Here is a 20,508-nt window from a genome sequence, read left to right as displayed (position 1 = left end):
TCAGCGCCAGGCGTAGACCCGGCCAGTGATCTCACACCGCGCCGTGGCAATGCTTGTATTTGAGTCCTGATCCGCATGGGCACGGCGCGTTGCGGCTCACCACACCCTTCCAGCTTTCGGGATCGGCGCCGATCTCGGATCCACTAGGCTGCGCAATCTGGAGCGGTGGAAGTTGGGTTGAGATGAGCCCCAGCGATCCCGCGTCGATATCCGCGGAATTGTCTTCGCCGGAGAACGGATCGAAATGCGTCGTGATGAAGTCCGGCAGGTCAGGCAGCGTGGGCGGCGCCTGCATCTGAAACTGCGCGTAGGCAATCGTGCGGGTCACATCCTCACGAATGTTTTCCAGCATTCGCTGAAACAGCGCGAACGCTTCCTGCTTATACTCGTTGATAGGCGTCTTCTGCGCGTAGGCGCGCAGGTGAACCACCTGTCGCAAAGCGTCGAGCGTTGCGAGATGTTCCTTCCAGTGATGATCAAGATTCTGGAGCAGGATTGACTTCTCGACCTGCGTCCACGTCTCAGGCTCAAGATCGGCGGCCTTTTGCGCAACAGCCGCGTCAGCCTCCGCCAGCAGCCGCTCGGTCACCAGTTCCGCATCGATCGCCTCCTCGGCCAGCCAGTCGTCGATCGGCGGCATGATGTTGAGTAATTCTACGACACGCTCCTTCATTCCCGTTACATTCCATTGCTCGGGATAGGAATTCGGTGGGCACGCTTCGCCCACGATCGCGTTGACAGTTTCCGCGCGCATGTCCGTCACCACGTCGCCGACCGTATCCGCGTCCATGATGTGGGCGCGCTGCTCGTAAATCACCTTGCGCTGGTCGTTCATCACGTCGTCATACTCGACGACCTGTTTGCGAATGTCGTAATTGCGCGCTTCGACCTTCTTCTGTGCCGTCTCGATCGCCTTGGTCAGCCACTTCGAGCCAATCGCCTCGCCGTCCTCGATATTGCTGCGCATCATGCGCGCGAACAAAGTATCGGGGCCGAAGATGCGCAGCAGATCGTCATCCAGGCTGAGGTAGAAGCGGCTCAGCCCCGGATCACCCTGACGGCCCGACCGGCCACGAAGCTGGTTATCGATACGGCGGCTTTCATGGCGCTCGGTGCCAAGCACGAACAGGCCGCCTGCTTCCAGCACCTTCTGTTTTTCCGCTGCGATCTCGGCCTTTATATCCGCGATGGCCGCGTCACGCGCCGGCCCTTCCGGCACGCCGGCCAACTCATCTTCCATGCGGAATTCGAGATTGCCGCCAAGCTGGATGTCGGTCCCGCGGCCGGCCATGTTGGTCGCGATCGTCACCGCGCCAAGCCGGCCGGCCTGCGCCACGATATGCGCCTCCTGTTCGTGATAGCGCGCGTTGAGGACCGAGTGATCGACCCCCTCCTGATTGAGGAATTCGCTCAACAGCTCCGATTTTTCGATCGACACCGTACCGACCAGCACCGGCTGACCCTTTTCGGCATGTTCGCGGATCTTGCGGGCGATCGCGCGGAACTTGTCGTGCGTGTCCTTGTAGAATTCGTCTTCCTCATCGACACGCTGCACCTTGAGGTTGGTCGGGATGGTGACGACGTTCATCTTGTAGATGTCGTAGAATTCCGCCGCCTCGGTCGCGGCCGTGCCGGTCATGCCGGAAAGCTTGGGATACATACGGAAGTAGTTCTGGAAGGTGATCGAGGCCATCGTCTGGTTCTCGGGCTCGATCGTAACGCCCTCCTTCGCCTCGACCGCCTGGTGCAGACCGTCGGACCAGCGGCGACCGTCCATCATGCGGCCGGTGAACTCGTCGATGATGATGACCTTGCCGTCTTTCACGATATAATCGGTATCCGCCTTGAACATCATGTTCGCGCGAAGCGACTGGTTCAAATGGTGGACGACCTGCGTATTCTCGAAATCATAGAGATTGCTGCCCTGAAGCAGCCCCGCCGCCTCGAGCATGCGCTCCGCGCGTTCGGTGCCGCTTTCGGTGAGGATGATCGACTTCTGCTTCTCGTCCTTTTCGTAATCCTCGCCGGTGAACTGCTTCACCACCGCATCCACCTGCATGTACAGATCGGACTTGTCGTCGGTCGGGCCGGAAATGATGAGCGGGGTGCGCGCCTCGTCGATCAGAATCGAGTCCACCTCGTCGACAATCGCATAGGCGAACGCGCGCTGTACCATCTGATCGCGCTCGTACTTCATGTTGTCGCGCAGGTAGTCGAAGCCGAACTCATTGTTCGTACCGTAAGTGATATCGGCGGCGTAAGCCTCGCGACGTTCCGCATCGCTTAGATTCGGCACGATCACGCCGACCGTCAGCCCCAGGAATCGATAGACGCGCCCCATCCAGTCCGCGTCGCGGCTGGCGAGATAATCGTTGACGGTAACGACGTGGACGCCCGTGCCCGGCAGCGCATTGAGATAAGTGGCCAGCGTCGCAACCAGCGTCTTGCCCTCGCCGGTGCGCATCTCGGCGATCTCTCCGCGATGGAGGACGATGCCGCCTACCATCTGCACGTCATAATGGCGCTGGCCAAGCACGCGCCGCGCCGCTTCTCTAACCGTGGCGAAGGCTTCGGGCAGCAGCTGGTCGAGCGTCTCGCCGTTCGCAAGCCGCTCACGGAACAGCGTGGTCTGGTTGGCTAGCGTCGCGTCGTCCATCGCCTCCAGCGCCGGCTCGAACGACGCGATCTTGGCCAGGACGGGATTCAGCGAGCGGACGTAGCGATCGTTCGAGGAGCCGAAAAGCGACTTTGCAATGCCAGCAAACATGCGGAGTTCCTGTGTATATCGGGATTGACGCAGCGCGCCGGCAAAGTGCGGCACGCACGCTTGTATAGTGTTACGGGAACGCGTCGCGCGCGAACGCGGATCGCGTCGGGCGCGTTATTCGCGCCGGCGCTCCAGCCACGCCGGGGCAAAGCGAACGGAAAAGATCGTCACCGTGATTCCGCCAGCGACGCTGACGAGCGTCGGCAGCTTCATGACGGGCCGGACGGCGCGCGTTACGACCGCTGCGGCCGGAACGTTGCGCGCTACGCGCTCCTGCGTCATCGTCGGCACGGCTTGCGGCGCAACCACGCGCGCGCCGACGCCCGTCAGCGCGGATAGCAGGGCCGAAAGTAGCAGAAGCAGGTTCATGCGCAGCGAGACATAGGGAGCGACAAGCCAAACGTCCAACCGTTTTGCATCGAGCATCGGTGGATCACGCGCCAGCCCGTAAACGACGGGCGCACCCAATGCGCGCGGCCCCCTTTTGCCGTACGGGACAGATGGCTATGGCGCGGGGCATGTCCACGTCCATTTCGCCACTCGCCACGCCCTTTCCCGATCTGCCCGCCGTTGCTGGCGCGACACCGCGTGTAGCGCGCGCCGGGTACAAGACATGGGATCGCTGCGACCTGACCTTCGTAACGCTGCGCGCCGGCACGGCGGTTGCGGGCGTGTTCACGCAATCGAAATGTCCCTCGCCCGAGGTGGAATGGTGCCGGAAGGCGCTGGTGCTCGGCAATGCGCGCGCGCTGGTTGTCAATGCCGGAAACTCCAATGCCTTCACGGGCAATCGCGGGCGTGCGGCGGTGGAGGCGATCGCCGCGCGGGCGGCCGGGCATCTCGGGTGCCTCCCGTCGGACGTGTTCGTGGCTTCCACCGGCGTGATCGGCGTGCCGCTGCCGATCGACAAGGCCGAGGCCGGGCTGGACGCCGCCTTCAGCGCCCAGCCGTGCGATTGGCGCGCGATGACCGAGGCGATCGGCACCACGGACACCTATCCCAAGGGCGCGAAAGTCACTGCGGTCGTCGATGGCCGCACAATCACCATGGTAGGCGTCATCAAAGGATCGGGCATGATCGCGCCGGACATGGCGACCATGCTCGGCTTCATCTTCACCGATGCGGCGGCAGAGCCGGCGTTCTTGCAGGCGGCGCTGGCGTCGGCGAACGCGCGGACGTTCTCGTGCATCACGGTCGATGGGGATACCTCGACCAGCGACACCGTGCTCACCTTCGCCACCGGCGAGGCGGGCAACGCCCCGCTGTCAGGCGACGACAGCCCCGGCGCGGATGCGTTTCGGGCGGCACTGGCGGATTTGTGCCGCCAACTGGCGATGTTGGTGGTCCGCGATGGCGAAGGGGCGCAGAAGCTGATCGAGATCACCGTAGAGGGCGCCGAAAGCGACCGCAGCGCGCACCGTATCGCGATGTCGATCGCCAACTCGCCACTCGTGAAAACCGCTATCGCCGGTGAGGATGCCAATTGGGGCCGCGTTGTCATGGCGGTCGGCAAGGCGGGCGAGCCAGCCGAGCGCGACCGGCTGGCGATCCGGTTCGGCACGACGCAGGTGGCGAGCGCCGGTCTCGCGGTCGAAGGCTATGACGAGGCCCCGGTCGCCGCGCATCTGAAGGGCCAGGTGGTAGAGATCGGCGTGGATCTCGGACTGGGAGACGGCGGCGCGACGGTGTGGACCTGCGATCTGACGCACGGCTATATATCGATCAACGCCGATTACCGGAGCTGACATGCTGCGTATCTGGGGCAGGCTCAATTCGCACAATGTAAAAAAGGTGGTGTGGCTCGCGGATGAATTGGCGCTTCCCTACGAGCGTATCGACACTGGCGGCGCGTTCGGGATGGACCACGCCTATGTCGCGAAGAACCCGAACCGGCTGATCCCCACGATCGAGGACGGCGACTTCATTTTGTGGGAATCGAACGCCATCCTGCGCTATCTCGCAGACGCGCATCCCGATACTGGCATGTGGCCGGGATCGCCCCGTCAGCGTGCGCTGGCAGATCGCTGGATGGACTGGCAATTCGGCTATGCCGACGCGCAGCGGGACGCTTTCCTTAATCTGGTCCGAAAGGCGCCTGACAAGCGGGATGCCGCGGCGGTCGCGCGATCTGTATCGGCATGTGCCCGGCTACTCACAATCGTCAACGACGCGCTCGCAGCCGACCCGTGGCTATCCGGGTCGCGCTTCGGGATCGGCGATATCCCCATGGGCGTGTATGCCCACACCTGGTTCGCGCTTCCGATCGAACGTCCAGAGCTGTGCCATCTCGCCGACTGGCATCGTCGATTGCAGGAACGACCCGGCTACGCGAGCCGGGTCATGATCCCGCTTACCTGATTGTCAGGCCAACTCGCCTTCAAGCCAAGCCTTGATCCGCCCCTTGGGCTCGGCGCCGACCTTGGTAGCGGCCGGACTGCCGCCCTTGAACAGGATCATCGTCGGAATGCCGCGAACGCCGTAGCGGCCCGGCGCATCCGGGTTCTCGTCGATGTTGATCTTCGCGATCGTTACCTGTTCACCCAGTTCCTCGGAGATTTCCTCCAGGCTCGGGCCAATCATCTTGCACGGGCCGCACCATTCGGCCCAGAAATCCACCAGCACCGGCTTGTCGGACTGGATGACGTCGGCGTTGAAGCTGGCGTCGGTGATCGCTTTCGTAGCCATTCGCAAATCTCCTTTGCGATTAAAGTAAGGCGCGACGCGTCCGCACTCAACCGGGAGCCTGCTAGCTTTACTCCGTGCGCCGATAGCGGGGCTTGTGCTGCGCGAGCAGATCGTCGGGGATCGGCAGCAGCGTCGGGCCATTGGTGTAAAGCAGGGCGACCTCGATCACGCGGCCGGGAAAGATCACGGCCAGGGCGGCGGCATAGGCCCCCATCTGCCGCAGGTGATACGTCGGCACATCGCCCAGATCGCGGGGAATCTGGCGGCCGGCCTTGAAATCGACGATGCGGACAAGATGGTCGTTGATTAGCAGCCGATCGACCGTTCCCGCCACCACGATCCCGTCCTCGAGCACTGCGCTGATCGGCGCTTCGGCCAAAGAATCCGGGCCGAACATCGCTGCATTGACCGGGTTCTCGATCACGCGCCGGGCCGCCTCGATGATCGATGCGCGTTCGTTGGCATCGGCCACCTGGCCTATTTGCTCAAGCCAGCGGCTCGCGGCGGCGGTGCGTTCGGCGGGCGCCACCGCTGGCAACCGCTCGAACAGCGCATGCATCAGCCGCCCGCGTTCCGCTGCCAGTCGCATCGCCGGTGTGGGCGGCGGATCGGCAACCTCGTCCTCGCCAAGCGATGAAGGCGCGAGCGGGCGCGGCGGCCGCTGCTCCTGCGGGGCGGGCTGGCGAGCCCAATCGGGCAATGCCGCAGGCTCTGGCTTTTCCGCCCGCGCGCCGACCCTGGGCCTGGCCACTGTTGGCGGGGTCGTGCCGGAGAAGCTGCGATAATCGCCTGTGGGCACACCCAGCGCGTCGAAGGTGCCGGCGGCAACGCCATACCAGCTCTCGGGCGGCGGCACGCCCTGCCATTTGGCGCTGAGCGAACCAGCGATCACCAACCGCTCTTCCGCGCGCGTCGCCGCGACATAGAACAGCCGCCAATGCTCCTGCCGTTCGCGTTCATCGGCGGCGATGACTTCGTGATCGATCGTGCCGGCGCGTTCCTCCTTGCGCGGACGGAATACTGGAAGCGGCTCCGCCAGCCCGGGCGGCTTCCACATCAGCGCCGATCGCAGCGCCGCGTCCGGGTCGGCGGTGGCATCCGCGAGGATCACTAGCGGCGCCTGAAGCCCCTTTGCGCCATGGGCCGTCATCACGCGGACGGCGTCACGCGGTTGAGCGGCATCGCGAACGATCTCCACCTCGCCGCGATCGAACCAGTCGAGAAAGCGTTGCAGCGAGGGCGTTGAACTGGTTTCGAAATCGAGCGCTGCCGAAAGCAGTTCCTCGATCGGGTCGCGCGCTTCCTCGCCGAGCCGCTCGAGCAGCCGGCGGCGCCCGTCGAGCGGGCCGGATAGGATTTCCTCGAGAAATTGATAGGGCGTGGTGAAATCCGCGCGCGCCAGCATCGCATCGAGCGGCGCCAGCCGATCTCGGTGATGCGCGGAAAGGTGCCGCCACAAGCTGCCCTTGCGCGGGATGGCGCGTTCGAGCAACTCCTCCTGGGTCCAGCCGATCAGCGGCGAGACCAGCAGGCTAGCCAGGCTCAGGTCGTCCTCCGGTTGCAGCACGAAGCGGATGGTGGCGAGCAGATCCTGGACAGCAAGCGGCGCGTTCAGCCGTAGCCGATCGACGCCGGCAACGGGCACTCCCTCGGTGTAAAGGCGCGCAACGAGCAGTTGCGCAAGTTCTCCCCGCCTTTTCACGAGGATCATGATATCCTCCGGCCGGATCGGGCGGCCCTTGCTCTCCAGCATCAGGCCGTCGTCGAGCCACGCCTTGACCTGACGGGCGATGCGCGCGGCATTTTCGCGCACGGCATCGTCGATCCATTGCTCTTCACCGTCGTCATTCTCGCCCGGCCCGGAGCAGATCGGCGGCCACAATTCGACGAAGCCCGGCCCGGGCACCTCACTTGAATGGGAAGGTATCTCCCCCGCCATGCCGAGCGCGCCGTGTCCGAGGAGCCCGATCGCCGCATCCACGAATTCCAGCACCGGCCGGGTCGAACGGAAAGACGCCACCAGCGACAGCTTCTCGAACGGCAACCCGCGCTCGTCAGCCGGCATGAAAGCATCGCCAGTCACCTCCGATGCGCGCTGGGCGAAATACTGTTCCGCGGCCATGAAGTTGATCGGATCGGTGCCCTGAAAGCCAAAGATCGCCTGTTTGTGATCCCCCACCGTGAAGAGCGTGCGCGTCGAGGGCGCATGCACCCCGCGCCCAACGAAATATTCGTCCACCAGCGCGCGCACGATCCGCCATTGGCTGGCGTTGGTATCCTGCGCCTCGTCGATCAGGACGTGCTCGGTGATCTGGTCCAGCTTGAACCGTACCCAATCGCCGATCCCTGGCTGATCGAGCAGATCGACCGTTGCTGCGATCAGATCATCAAAATCGACTGCTCCGGCCCGACGCTTCGCGGACGCATAGGCACGTGCATATTCGCGCCCCACCGCCAGTGCGTCCGCAAGAAGATCCGAAAAGGCCCCGCGCACGCGCAGCGAGAGCAACCCGGCGACATGCTCGTACAGCCCGATGGCGAGATCGGGATAGGCCGCCTGTTGTGGAGCCTGGCCTTTCCCGAATGAGCGTGGGTCGCCGTCCGACTTCGCCCAGACCGCGTGCAGGGTTTCAAGAGTAATGGCGCGATGCCCGGCGTCCGCCGCCAACCAGTTCGCGATCGCATCGGCCCGCGCGATGCCGTTCTTCGTCCCCCACTCCCGATTGAGCGTCGCAATCTCGGTGAGCGCGGGGCGATCGACGATGTGATCTGCACAGGCCTCGCGAATGGTTGCTTCGATATCGCCCTCGGGCAAATCCAGCGCCCGCCTTACATATGCGCCAATCCCGCTTGGCAGCGCTTCCAGCACGCGCCCGGCGCGCGCGCAATCGCGCAGGAACGCCTCGGCTTTCTCCTCGCCCAGTCGAACCGAAAGTGCGCCGATCACAGTCGCCGGCTTATTTCGCCCCTCACGTTCCGCATCGACCAGCAAATCGCCGAGCGCCTGCCGCATCAATAACGTTTCCTCGCGCGGCTCGATCGGGCGAAAACCCGGAATCAACCCGGCCTCCGCCGGAAAGGCTGCGAGCAGGCCCTGGCAGAAACCGTGGATGGTCTGGATTCGCAGGCCACCACCCGGCGCATCGAGCACCTTGGCAAACAAGGTGCGGGCGAGCGCGATGCGCTCCGGTGTCGGATCCTCGCCGAGCGCGATCAGATCCTTGGCTAGCGCGGTATCCGGCGCGCGCACCCAGGCGGCGAGCCGCTGGCTGACACGACCCGACATCTCCGCCGCTCCGGCTTTCGTGAAGGTCAGGCACAGGATTGCGCCCGGCGATACGCCCCGCAGCAGCAGACGAAATACCCGCGCGGCGAGCACCTGGGTCTTGCCGGTGCCGGCGGAGGCTGAGAGCCACACGTGGCTATCCGGGCGGCTCGCGGTGCGCTGCTCGCCCCGCAACGGGGGCAGCGGCGTAAGCACCTCAGCGGTCACGACCATACCATTCGTCGCGGCGCATCAACTGATCGTAATCTGCATAGGGCGCGTATTCGGGGTGCAGTTTGGCAATAAACGGCTCGTCCCCGGTCAGCCAGCGCGCCGCGGCTTCTGCAAAGGCCGCGCGGGCCTCCGCGACGAACTCGCCCGTCACGATCCGATTGTTCTTGCCCGCGGGATCGGCCGGTGAAGTGACCTGGCCGAATTCATCGCGATATTTGGCGAGCGACCAATATTCGAAGCCGCCCGCAGTCCCTGTGATGCCCGCGAACCCGTCCGCTTCCGCAATGGCGCCGAGCAGGCCTAGCTGCATCGAGAAGCCGGCCTTGACCGCCGCGGGCGACGGCGCTTTGCCGGTTTTGTAGTCGACGATCACCAGGCTGCCGTCGGCCGCACGATCGATCCGGTCGAATTTGCCCGACAGGGTCACGCCCGCGATCTCGGTTGCTCCCTTTTCCTCGACACGCAGCACCATGCGGCCCTCCGCCCGCTGCTGATTCAGGCGGTTTGCGATCCAGTCGATCGCAGCGATCAACCTGGGTTGCCACAAGGCGCGGAGCAGCGGATGCGCCGCCGGACTATCGAGCATCGCCAGCGCGCGCGGGCGCAGTTTCTCGATCGCACAATCATCCTCGCGCGCCCATTTCTCGAGAACGTCGTGCACGGCGGTGCCGCGCCACGCGGCGGTGGGATCGGCATCGACCGGATCGAGCGACGAGAGCCGCAGAATGCGCTGCGCGTAGAACGCGAAGGGATCGGCTTTCAGGCGATCGACCTGGGTGACCGATATCTGGCGCGGCCGCATGGCCTTTGCCGGCGAAGGCGCGGGACGGATCACCGGTCGATAGGCGGTCGGCCGATCCAGCGCCTCCGCCCAATGTTCGAGATCATGCGCGCGTGCAAAATCCTTGCCTGCCATCGCCTCAAGCCGGAGCCAGAAGCGCGAGGCGAGCGTCGGCGAGCGACTGTCCCGCCGCGCGCGCGTCAGCAACACCTCGGGTGCTCCCAGGCCCTGGCCGAAGTCATGCGCGGCAACGCCGATCCGCCGCTCCAGCCCCGGCAGGCCAAGCATCGCACGGATGCGCGGTGCAAGCCATGGATCGGGCGCGGGAATGCCTGGCCAGACGCCCTCGTTCAAACCGCCGAGGATCATCAGGTCGGCCGTCTGGAGCCGGGCCTCGATCAGGCCGTAGATCGCGACACGCGGGTGGCCGCCCTGAGCGGGACGCACGGCCACCTCGTCCATGAGCAGGCGGATGAGCGGCACAAAATCATCCCGTGAGACGCTGCGCGGTCCTGTATCCGCTTCCGTCTCCAGTGCTGCGAGCAAATCCGCCGCCGCCCGACCAGCCGGCCCGCGCCATGCCTCATCTCCCGCCAGCGCATTAGCCGCATCGCGAAGCCCTGCGACGCGCTGCGCCAGCGATTGCCCATCGTGCCCAAGCGCCGCCGCAATCGGCTCCAGCAGCCGCCGAGCGTTGCTCCACCATTGATCGTCGCTAATCTGCGCATCGATCCCGGCTAGCCCAGGTGCTGGCCTTGGGCCTCGCAGCGCGCGATCCAGCCTCCGCACTCCCTCAAGCCATTCGATCCGCTCCGCGCCCGCCCGTACCAGCGGATGCTTGAGCAGGGTCAGCAAGGCCAGCGGCGCGAAATCCTGCGCCGCCGCCTCGGCAATCGCACTCAGCAGGGTACCGGGCGGCAGAACCGACAGCGGCTGGCCGGCGGTGTCGAAAATATCGATTTTCCAGCGCCGGCAATGCGCTGCGACCCGCCGCGCCAGCGCGCGATCGGGGGTGACGAGAGCAGCCGTGCGCCCCGGCGTTTCCAATGCCCCCCGCAGCGCCAGAGCGATGGCCTGCGCCTCTCCCGATGGCGTCGCGAATTCGGCCGCGCGCACACCCGTCAACCGCCGCTCGGCCAACGTCAATTGCGTCCATTTCCCCGTAAAATCTGCCGGCGCCAGCGCATTCGCAATCGCTCGCGAGCGTGAGGAGGCGGCATCATATTCGCTGCCTTCACGCCAGATCGAAACCTCGGCACGGCCCACGCCGATCCGCTCGAGCAACAGCTTCAGATGGTATTGCGGATGAACCTCGATCGCGCGCCGCCCATCATCATCGCCATGCGGGCCGATCGCGTCCCACTCCTCATCGGGCATGGCGGTATCGACATTCGCAAGCACCACCATTCCGCGCGGCAAATCCGCGATATGACGCAGCAGTTGCGCGACGGAGGGAGCGGAATCGTTTACGCCGGCCGCACAGACGAAGCCGGGCGGCGGCACGGACCGCCACCGTGCCCCGAGACGATCCAGCAACCGCGCCCGTCGCTCCGCAAGATCGATGCGCCCCAGCTTTGCCAGCTCGCCCGGCCACCGATCCAGCACCACCCGGAACGCCGCCAACGCCCGTTGCCAATGCGCCGAAAGCTCCGGTCCAAGATCCAGTTCCGCAAGTCGGGAAGGCGGCACTTCTTCTATGATGAGTTGATCCAGCGTGCGCGCCAGATCCCCTGACAGCCGCACAGCTTCGGCCGCGCCGAGATCTGGTCGCTCCTCCTGCACCAGCCGCGCCAGTATCATGCGTCGTGCAAGCGGAGTGATCGCCGGCGGAACCGGCGCGGCATCGTCGCCCGGATCGAGCGCCGCGCCGATCGCTTCACCCAGATCGTCCGCCCCGATCGCCACAAGCCGGGGCAGCACAAGTCCGCCGCCCGCGGCCCGCACGAATGCCTCCGTAACCGCGACCTTCGCACGGTTGTTGGGCACCAGCACCAGCCCACGCGCCAGATCGAGCGGCTCTCGGCCGTGTCGACGCATCAGCCCGGCAACGAGCGCGTCCGAAAAGGCCCGGTGCGCCGGAATTGTATAGAGCGACGGCCTCCGCCCCTCAGCCATCCGCAAGCAATGCCTCGGTCCGCCCGATCGCGGTTGGCGTACCGACATCGAACCACATGCCCTGATGCACCATGCCATAGGCACGGCCCGCCGCAATCGCGCGATCCCAGAACAGGTTGGTCGAGAACGGCCCTTCCGGCCAATCGGCGATAAGGCGGGGATGCATGATCTGGACCCCGGTCCATACGAATGGCGCAACCGGCGCGCGCCCGCGCCGTCCGGTGATCCGGCCATCGGCGGCAAGGCGGAAATCCCCCTGCCCGCGATGATTGTGTGCGTTGGCATAGGGGATCATCAGCAACAGCGCATCCATCGCCGCATCGTCCCATCGCGCCGCGAGCAGGCGGATCGCATCGCTCGGCCCATCGACCCACAGATTATCGCTATTGACGTAAAGGAAGGGCTCGTCTCCCAGCAACGCACGCGCCTTCACCAGCCCGCCGCCGGTTTCCATGAGTTGATCCCGCTCGTCGGAAATGACGATCTCGATTCCCGACACGCGGTTGCGCAAATGCGCTTCCAGCGCGTCGGCGAGATAATGGGCATTGACGACTGCGCGCTCCACGCCAGCCGCCTTCAGACGATCGAAGACATGGTCGATGAGCGCCTTGCCCGCGACTTCGACCAGAGGCTTCGGGCGTGTCGCTGTCAGCGGGCGCATGCGCTTGCCGAGCCCGGCAGCCATTACCATCGCGGTCTTCGGCACGTTGCCGCCCGGGTCAGGCCGGATCGCTTTGGGTCGTGTCATCGCGCTGACAGCACCATCGGATCACCGCGCAGTTCCGGCGGTATGTTGGCATCGAACCACGCCGCGACAGGCGCGAGCGCAGGGTAGGAAAGGTCGCGCTCGAGATAGGCCCAGACGCGCGGACATAGCGAGGGATACCGGGGCTTCCCGTCTCGCTTCCATAGCCGAGTGAAAATGCCGATGATCTTGGCATTCCGCTGTGCACCGAGCACGTGATACGCATCCAGGAAAGCATCGCCCTCGCCCGCCGCCGTCCGATATCGCGCGAGCATGGCTTCTTCTATTGACGGCTCCACGTCGCGCCGAGCATCCTGAAGCAGGGAGACGAGATCGTAAGCCGGGTGCCCCGCCAGCGCGTCCTGAAAGTCGAGCAGCCCCAATCCTTCGGAGATCAGCATCAGATTCTCCACGTGGTAGTCACGCAATACCGTCACCGGGCGCTGCGCAAGCGCAAGTGGCAGCACCTCGTACCATGCTGCGCGATACGCGTCCTCATCGACGTCTAGCCCTATGGCGGGACAATACCATTCGACCAGCAGGGCAGCTTCGCGTTGCAGTTCGGCAAGGTCATATGGCCGCAGCCCTGCCATCGCCTCATGCCGTCTCAATGCGACGAGCACGTCGATTGCCGCGCTGTAAAGGCGCACCGCCGAACCCGGATCTGTCTCGATGGCCTCGCGCATCCGATCGTCGCCAAAATCCTCGATCAACACCAGCCCGGCGGCCTCGTCGGCTGCATGGATGGCAGGCGCGGCAAAGCCACGGTCCGCCAGCCATCTCGCGATCGAGATAAACGGGCGCGGATCTTCGTGCGGCGGCGGAGCATCCATCAACACCCCGCATCGATCGGCATTGCGCACCCGGAAATAGCGGCGAAAGGACGCGTCTCCCGCCAGCGGCGTGATTTCCGCCCCCGCCCAGCCGTTCGCGGCGAGGAAGGCAGCGGCGGCGGGAGGTGGAATCATATCGGTCGCCATCGTCCTTCCCAAGCCGGGGGCGCATGCCAAGTCAACCCGCGCGAACCGTCAGACAAAATCTCCAGGCGCAACCGTAAAGCATCGGGCCAAACCGCCGGCCCGGCGCGTTCGGGCCATTCGATCACCAGCGCCGAATCATGGCGCGCCTCGTCCAGCCCCAGTTCGTCCAGTTCGCGCGGATCGTCGATGCGATAAAGATCGACATGCAGCACCGGCACACGCACCTCCGGCGGCGCATAAGGCTGAACGATCGCAAAGCTCGGTGAAGGCGCCTCGCCCTTCAGGCCCAGCGCCGCGAGCAGTCCGCGCGCGATACTCGTCTTGCCGGCACCCAGCGGCCCGTCGAGCATGATGACATCGCCGGGCAAAAGCGTCGCCGCGAGCGAAGCGCCCAAGGCCTCCGTCTCCTGCGGATCGGCCAGCCGAATCATCGCCTCGGCAGCTCAACCGTTACAAGCGTGCCCTCACCCGGCTCGCTGACCAGCGAGATCGTCCCGCGATGCGCCTCGACGAACTGCTTGGCTAGCGGCAAGCCCAGGTCGAGTGCGCGCTCGCCACCTGTGGCGATGCCGGGGCGCGCAAATCGATCGAAAGCATGAGCGACAGTCTCCGCGTCCATACCAGCCCCGTCATCCGATATGACGATCCTCGCTGTCCTGGCATTGCCATCCGCATGGAGCAGGACGCGCCCGCCCTCGCCCGCCGCATCTATCGCGTGACGCAGCAGATGCTCCACGACCTCGCGGATCCGACGGGCATCGCCGGTGATGCGGCCGACGGAATGACTGATTTCGACTACATAATCGATCTTGACGCGCTTGGCCTGCGCCGCCACCCGATCGGCCGCCGCACGCGCGACCGCGGCGAGATCAACATCGTCGCGATCCAGCCCCTCGCCCTCGCCGACGGCCTGCGTCAGATCAAGAACATCGTCGATCATGATGCCCAGCCGCTCGACCGATTCGAGGATCGCCTCGACATAGGCGTCGGCCTGCTTGGTCAGCTTGCCGGCATATCCCCCGTGCAGCATCTCCGCGAAGCCGCTGATCGAGGTAAGCGGCGTGCGCAATTCGTAACTCATGCTGGCGACGAACGCCGTCTTGATCCGGTCCGCATTCTCCAGCGCTTCGGTGCGCTCGCGCAGCGCCTGCTCGATGCGGCGGCTGTCGGTGATGTCGAGCATGGTGAACAGCGCATTGCCATCCGGCAGCGGGACAGCGGCAAACTCGAAATGCCTGCCATCCGCGAGATCGACGCGCCCGCTGCGCATCTGCCGCTCGACCGTGGCAGCGCGAACCAGTTCGTTGATGAACTTCGCGCGCGACGGGTTGGCGAGCTTCGGTGCAACCTTTTCCGCCACCGCATCGACACGCGGATGACCGCTGAGAAATTCCTCCTCCAATCCCCAGAGCGCGCGAAAGCGATTGTTCCAAAGCTGCAATTTGCCATCAGAGGCAAACACGCCGAGCGCCTCGAACAGATTGTCGAACGTCGCGGTGCGAACGCGAAGCAGTGTATCGCGGGCGGAGGCCAGCTGCACCTGTTCCGTTCGATCCTCGAAGATCAACAACAGGCCACCGTCGGGCAGCGGCTGTGCCAGAACGCGGATATGCGCGCCATCGGGCAGCAGCCAGGTTTCCTCGAATGCGCTGTTCGCCTGGGTGAACCAGTCGCGCCGCTCGATCTTCCAGCCGGGAAAATCGCGCATCTCCGGTACGCGGTTCGCCTCGCGCATGCGTTCGAGCACCCGATCGAATTCGGGGCGATCCGCCAGCCATTCGCTGCGCATCGCGAACATGCGACGGAACGGCTGGTTGCAGAAGGTGAGCGCTCGGTCGCGGCCGAATTGCGCCACGCCGGCAGAGAGCCGATCGAGCAGCGCGCGCTGCGCCTCGGCGAAACGCCGCTCGCGCGCATGCGCCTGTTCGAGATCCTCGATATCGATCGCGTACCCGGCCACTCCGCCCGCCGGGAGCGGAATATCATGAAGCCTGAGTGAGCGGCGCTCGCCCGCGATGGTCGCAGGAAGCACCCGTTCCTGCGGGCGCCCCTGCTCTCGCGCCGCGACCGCTCCGCCAAGTGGACCGCCCTGCCCGGAACCCTCGACAAGTTCGACCCCGCGCGCCACCACATCGGCCGCGTCGCGTGCCTCGACCGCCGCCACATAGGCGGAATTTGCCATCGCCAGTTTCAGGTCCGGCCCACGATACCACATCGGCAACGGCGCCGTTTCGATTAGACCTGTCAGCGCCTCGAACGCGTTGAGCAATTCGCCCTTCTGCTCGGTAAGCCGGGCAATCTCCCGCTGGCTATCGCTAGCGTCGAACACCCAGATGACCACGGCGGCACCCAGCTGGCGCGGTCCGCGTTCGCCGCGCCACATCAGCGTGCGTGACGAACCCGCTGGCGTGACCGTACGCGCGAAACCGCGGCCGGATCGGTGCGCGGCGAGGATATCGTTCTTGAGCGCGTCGATTGTATCCGATGGGATGACGCCCGCCAGCTCGTCAATTCGCGTTGGCAAGCCCTCCGCGCCAAGCCAGCCGGCCACTGTCCGGTTCATTTCGATCCTGCCGTCGGCATAGGCAAGCATCGGCGAGGCCGGCGCGGCGGCCAGCAGCGCCTCATACCGGTCGTTAGCTCCAACCGAGGCGCGCGCGCGTGCTGCGGCGCTCAGCCCCGTGAACAGCAGCCAAATCCCTGCCATCAGCAACAGCGCGACGATCACCCCGCCGGCAAGCGCGGCGGCGGTCGAGATCTCGATCATGCCAGGCGCACCCGCCCGTGGTGGATCGTCATGCGAGCGGTGATAAGCAGAGTTGCTCCATGAAAAAAGGGGGCCGCGTCGCGACCCCCTTCGTTTCGTGCGTCATTATCGATCAATAGCGGTAGTGATCGGGCTTGAACGGCCCTTCGACCTTAACGCCGATATAGTCCGCCTGCTTCTGGCTAAGCTTGCTAAGCTTCACGCCAAGCTTTTCCAGATGAAGTGCCGCTACCTTCTCGTCGAGATGCTTCGGCAGGACATAGACCTGATTCTGGTAGTTTTCACCCTTGGTCCAGAGCTCGATCTGCGCCAGCGTCTGGTTGGTGAAAGACGAAGACATTACGAAAGACGGGTGGCCTGTGGCGCAACCGAGATTCACCAGACGCCCCTTGGCCAGCACGATGATCTGCTTGCCATCCGGGAACTTCACCAGATCGGTGCCCGGCTTCACTTCGGTCCACTCATAGTTGCTGAGCGCCGCAATCTGTATCTCGCTGTCGAAGTGGCCGATGTTGCAAACGATCGCCATCGGCTTCATCGCCTTCATGTGATCTGCAGTGATGACATCGGCGTTTCCGGTCGCGGTGCAGAAGATATCGGCGCGCGTCACCGCTTCCTCCATCGTCACCACTTCGAAGCCTTCCATGGCCGCCTGTAACGCACAGATCGGATCGACCTCTGTCACCAACACCCGAGCGCCGCCATTGCGCAGCGACTGCGCCGAGCCCTTGCCGACATCGCCAAAACCGGCGACGCAGGCGACCTTGCCCGCGAGCATCACATCAGTGGCGCGACGGATCGCATCGACGAGCGATTCCTTGCAGCCGTAAAGATTGTCGAACTTCGACTTGGTAACCGAATCGTTCACGTTGATCGCCGGAAACGGCAGTTCGCCCTTCTTGGCGATCTCGTAGAGCCGGTGGACGCCGGTGGTCGTTTCCTCGGAAACGCCCTTCAGGTTCTTGACGGTCTCGGTAAGGTAGCCCGGATATTTCGCCACGAAAGCCTTCAACGCGCGCTGGAACTCCACTTCCTCGTCATTCTCCGGGTCGCCCAGCGAATGACCGGCCTCGAGCTTCGCGCCCCAAAGGGCGAACATCGTCGCATCGCCGCCATCGTCGAGGATGATGTTGGCGGTCGTGCCATCGGTATCGGCGCCCCAGTTGAAGATCGAGCCGACATAGTCCCAATATTCGGCGAGGCTCTCACCCTTCACGGCGAATACCGGCACGCCGGTCGCCGCGATCGCGGCGGCGGCGTGATCCTGCGTTGAAAAGATATTGCAGGTGGCCCAGCGTACGTCAGCACCAAGCGCAGTCAGCGTCTCGATCAGCACGGCGGTCTGGATCGTCATGTGCAGCGAGCCGGTGATACGCGCGCCCTTGAGCGGTTGCGACGCGCCGAACTCCTCGCGCAGCGCCATCAGGCCCGGCATTTCGGTTTCGGCGATCTCGATTTCCTTGCGGCCGAAATCTGCGAGAGCAATGTCCTTAATGACATAATCGTTGGTCGGGCGATCGAGCACGGTGGCCACGGCGGAAGTCTCCGAAAAATTGGGTCGGCCAAGGCGCATTACGCCGGCCGGCATTGCGGCGCCATTACCCGCCGCGGCGCCCCGATGCAAATATAAAGATATCTTTATGTCCGCTCGCTGAGCTACTTTGACTAGGCGTGCCCACTGGCATTCGCGAGCAGCCGGGGATCGATCCCCGTCCGCTCGAAGCCGTCCGACCATCGCCGATCAAGCGGCATGTCAAACAGGATTGCCTCGTCAGGCGCGTCAACGTTAAGCCAGCCATGGCGCGTCATCTCGCCATCGAGCTGCCCGGGCCCCCAGCCTGTGTAACCCAGCGCCACCAACCAATGCGTCGGTCCGCATCCGTCAGCGATCGACCGCAAGGCGTCGAGCGTGCTCGACAGCGCCCAGCGACCCGCAACGTCAATAGTATCCGCACCGCTCCAATCGCGACTGTGAAGAACGAATCCGCGCCGCACTTCAACCGGACCGCCGCAATGCACGGCAACGTCGGGTGCTTCGCCCGGGTCGATTTCAAGCTGTCGCAGGACTTCGTGGAGCCTCAGCCCGTCTATTGCGGTGCCAATATCGATCCCCATCGCCCCATCGCCATCGTGTGCGCAGATCGCGATCACCGATTGGTGGAAGCGCGGATCGCCGATACCGGGCATCGCGAGCAAAAGCTGGCCCGAAAGAAAGGTCGCGGACTCCATTCAAAACAACATAGCGATCGCGTGTCGGACAGACCACGCTTGAAAATCACGCACGCCCTTGCGACGTAGCGCCCGACCGCATGCGCGCGGCGACAGGAGATTCCCAGATGACGATCAGCATCGGCGACAAGCTTCCCAAGACCACTTTGGTCAAGGCAACCGCGAATGGACCGGAAGCGGTAGATAGCGAGGAATATTTCAAAGGTCGGCGCGTAGCACTTTTCGCGGTGCCCGGCGCTTTCACGCCGACTTGCTCGGCCAAGCACCTTCCCGGCTTCGTCGACAACGAAGAGCAGATCAAGAGCAAGGGCATCGACGAAATCGTGTGCACGTCGGTCAACGATCCGTTTGTGCTGGGGGCCTGGGCAAAATCCAGCGACGCCGCCGACATAACCATGCTGGCGGATGGCAACGGCGATTTCGCGCAGGCGATCGGCCTCACCATGGACGGTTCCAAATTTGGCCTCGGCACCCGCAGCCAGCGTTATTCGATGGTCGTCAACGATGGCGTGGTCGAGCAGCTAAACGTCGAGGCACCCGGCGAATTCAAGGTGAGCAGCGCCGAGCATCTGCTCGAAAATCTCTGATCCGAAAAATATCACGCCCTGGCTAGATCGCGATCGTCATGCTCGCGAGAAGGCCAGGGTGATTGTCTCCCAGGGTCAGACTACCGCCGTGGAGATGGGCAACCGCCGCGACAAGCGACAAGCCCAACCCCGCGCCTCCCACCTGACGTGCCGCGTCCAGGCGACCGAATCGTTTCAGCGCATCCTCGCGCGCTTCCGCCGGAATACCTCTGCCGTCATCGGCGACCGCGATGGTTGCCTCGCGCGCACCCTTTACCGCAGTTAGCAAGATCGTACCTGCGCCATATTTCAGCGCGTTGTCGACAAGGTTCACGACCGCCTGCGCGAGCATCTCACGATTGGCATTGACCGTGATCGGCGCGAATGAATCGACCGTAATGCTCATTCCGCGATCTTCCGCCAGCGGGCCGAACATCTCGGCGACGTCCGCCAGCATCGCCCCAATCTCTACTTTCGCGAACGCCTCGCGACCTAACCCAGCTTCCGCGCGGGTGATGCGCAGCGCGGTATCAAGCATGGCGAGCAACCGATCCCCCTCTTCCATCGCACGCAGGATCGTGACTCGGCCAGCTTCATCCGGTGCCGCGGCGAGCGCGCGTTCAAGCGTGACACGCAACCGGGTGAGCGGCGCGCGCAGATCGTGCGCGAGTCCATCGGTCGCCACTTTTAGTTCGCCGACAAGCGCGGCGATCCGGTCAAGCATCGCGTTGATCGCTTCGGCCAGTGCTTCGAATGCATCGTTGCCGCCCCCGAGCGGCACACGCCGGGCGAGATCACCAGCCGCAACGGCATTCGCCGTCGCCACTGTGCGTCCGAGCCGACGCTCAATCATTCTCGCCGCAATCACCCCCGCCAGCCCCGCGAAGATCAACGCCACCGCCATCGCCAGCAGCATCGCCTCCTCCATTGCGCGAGCGAAGCGCAACTCGCTTTCGATGACGTGCCCCGCCAGCAACCTGCTGCCATCGGGCAGTCGCGTCGCGATCACGCGCATCCGTTCGGAAAGATCGCGGTCGATGCGGAATATCTCGATTGTCGTCGCGCTGCCATCGACTGCGACTGTCGGCGGCCAGTCAGCCACGTTGCCGGCCAGGAACTGCCCGTCTCGATCCACCAGCAGCAGCACGAGTTGCGGCCCCCGTGCACGGATCAGTCGAGCGACCTCCGCCCCGACCGCAGCGGAGCCGCCACGTCGGTAAACCGCCAGCAACCCGTGCCGTACCCGCTCCGCCCCCTGTTCCGCGACTGCCGTTATCTGTCCGCGCGTGATCTCCCGCACAGTGCCGACGGTGATTGCCGCGCCTGCCAGCTGCAATCCAAAAACGAGCGCAGCAAAGCGCAGCGTCGTCGAGC

Annotated in this window: 15 protein-coding genes; 3 read left to right on the top strand and 12 right to left on the bottom strand. The window is 64.6% G+C overall.

The window, feature by feature from the left end; genetic code table 11:
- Positions 1-31: 31 nt before the first annotated feature.
- Positions 32-2,767 carry a preprotein translocase subunit SecA gene (gene secA, locus FFS35_RS05240; RefSeq protein WP_137786080.1) on the bottom strand — a complete coding sequence of 912 codons (2,736 nt, stop codon included), beginning with the start codon at positions 2,765-2,767 and terminating at the stop codon, positions 32-34.
- A gap of 114 nt (positions 2,768-2,881) precedes the next feature.
- The gene (locus FFS35_RS05235) at positions 2,882-3,235 is read right to left on the bottom strand and encodes a hypothetical protein (protein WP_137786079.1); all 354 of its coding nucleotides are present in this window, start codon (positions 3,233-3,235) and stop codon (positions 2,882-2,884) included.
- Positions 3,236-3,285: 50 nt separating this feature from the next.
- Here FFS35_RS05235 and argJ point away from each other — a divergent pair, with 50 nt between their 5' ends.
- Positions 3,286-4,512 carry a bifunctional glutamate N-acetyltransferase/amino-acid acetyltransferase ArgJ gene (gene argJ, locus FFS35_RS05230; protein ID WP_137786078.1) on the top strand — a complete coding sequence of 409 codons (1,227 nt, stop codon included), beginning with the start codon at positions 3,286-3,288 and terminating at the stop codon, positions 4,510-4,512.
- Position 4,513: 1 nt separating this feature from the next.
- Complete coding sequence (locus FFS35_RS05225) at positions 4,514-5,125, top strand: glutathione S-transferase N-terminal domain-containing protein (RefSeq protein WP_137786077.1); 612 nt, start codon at positions 4,514-4,516, stop codon at positions 5,123-5,125.
- A 3-nt stretch (positions 5,126-5,128) separates the two neighbouring features.
- Here FFS35_RS05225 and trxA read toward each other — a convergent pair whose 3' ends face one another.
- The 9 genes from trxA to FFS35_RS05180 form a co-directional block, all read right to left on the bottom strand.
- Entirely contained in the window at positions 5,129-5,452 is a 324-nt protein-coding gene (gene trxA, locus FFS35_RS05220; RefSeq protein ID WP_137786076.1) for a thioredoxin, read from the bottom strand.
- Positions 5,453-5,519: 67 nt separating this feature from the next.
- Positions 5,520-8,945: a double-strand break repair helicase AddA gene (gene addA, locus FFS35_RS05215; RefSeq protein ID WP_249341464.1), complete on the bottom strand. Its 3,426-nt coding sequence runs from the start codon at positions 8,943-8,945 to the stop codon at positions 5,520-5,522.
- Positions 8,935-11,847 carry a double-strand break repair protein AddB gene (gene addB / locus FFS35_RS05210; RefSeq protein ID WP_137786074.1) on the bottom strand — a complete coding sequence of 971 codons (2,913 nt, stop codon included), beginning with the start codon at positions 11,845-11,847 and terminating at the stop codon, positions 8,935-8,937. Before addB ends, addA begins: the two co-directional genes overlap by 11 nt.
- Positions 11,840-12,595 (bottom strand): nucleotidyltransferase family protein, encoded by a 756-nt coding sequence (locus FFS35_RS05205; protein WP_137786073.1) that lies wholly within the window; start codon positions 12,593-12,595, stop codon positions 11,840-11,842. The genes addB and FFS35_RS05205 overlap by 8 nt, the downstream gene beginning before the upstream one ends.
- Positions 12,592-13,560 carry a phosphotransferase gene (locus FFS35_RS05200; RefSeq protein ID WP_171007531.1) on the bottom strand — a complete coding sequence of 323 codons (969 nt, stop codon included), beginning with the start codon at positions 13,558-13,560 and terminating at the stop codon, positions 12,592-12,594. The genes FFS35_RS05205 and FFS35_RS05200 overlap by 4 nt, the downstream gene beginning before the upstream one ends.
- Positions 13,557-14,003 (bottom strand): tRNA (adenosine(37)-N6)-threonylcarbamoyltransferase complex ATPase subunit type 1 TsaE, encoded by a 447-nt coding sequence (gene tsaE / locus FFS35_RS05195; protein ID WP_171007517.1) that lies wholly within the window; start codon positions 14,001-14,003, stop codon positions 13,557-13,559. Before tsaE ends, FFS35_RS05200 begins: the two co-directional genes overlap by 4 nt.
- Positions 14,000-16,339 (bottom strand): PAS domain-containing sensor histidine kinase, encoded by a 2,340-nt coding sequence (locus tag FFS35_RS05190; protein ID WP_137786071.1) that lies wholly within the window; start codon positions 16,337-16,339, stop codon positions 14,000-14,002. Before FFS35_RS05190 ends, tsaE begins: the two co-directional genes overlap by 4 nt.
- 112 nt (positions 16,340-16,451) lie before the next feature.
- Positions 16,452-17,873: an adenosylhomocysteinase gene (gene ahcY / locus FFS35_RS05185; RefSeq protein ID WP_137786070.1), complete on the bottom strand. Its 1,422-nt coding sequence runs from the start codon at positions 17,871-17,873 to the stop codon at positions 16,452-16,454.
- Between the two features lie 131 nt (positions 17,874-18,004).
- Positions 18,005-18,568, bottom strand: coding sequence for a YqgE/AlgH family protein (locus tag FFS35_RS05180; protein WP_137786069.1), 564 nt, complete (start codon positions 18,566-18,568; stop codon positions 18,005-18,007).
- Positions 18,569-18,675: 107 nt separating this feature from the next.
- Between FFS35_RS05180 and FFS35_RS05175 the strand changes: the two genes are divergently transcribed.
- Positions 18,676-19,155 carry a peroxiredoxin gene (locus FFS35_RS05175; protein WP_137786068.1) on the top strand — a complete coding sequence of 160 codons (480 nt, stop codon included), beginning with the start codon at positions 18,676-18,678 and terminating at the stop codon, positions 19,153-19,155.
- A 22-nt stretch (positions 19,156-19,177) separates the two neighbouring features.
- Here the strand turns inward: FFS35_RS05175 and FFS35_RS05170 are convergent, their stop codons facing one another.
- Positions 19,178-20,470 (bottom strand): HAMP domain-containing sensor histidine kinase, encoded by a 1,293-nt coding sequence (locus FFS35_RS05170; RefSeq protein ID WP_249341463.1) that lies wholly within the window; start codon positions 20,468-20,470, stop codon positions 19,178-19,180.
- Positions 20,471-20,508 lie beyond the last annotated feature (38 nt).

This window comes from Sphingomonas sp. 3P27F8, from assembly GCF_005502745.1.
Taxonomy (GTDB): Bacteria; Pseudomonadota; Alphaproteobacteria; order Sphingomonadales; family Sphingomonadaceae; genus Sphingomonas.
Note: the sequence above shows the minus strand (reverse complement) of the source record. Positions and strands in the feature narration are given on the sequence as shown.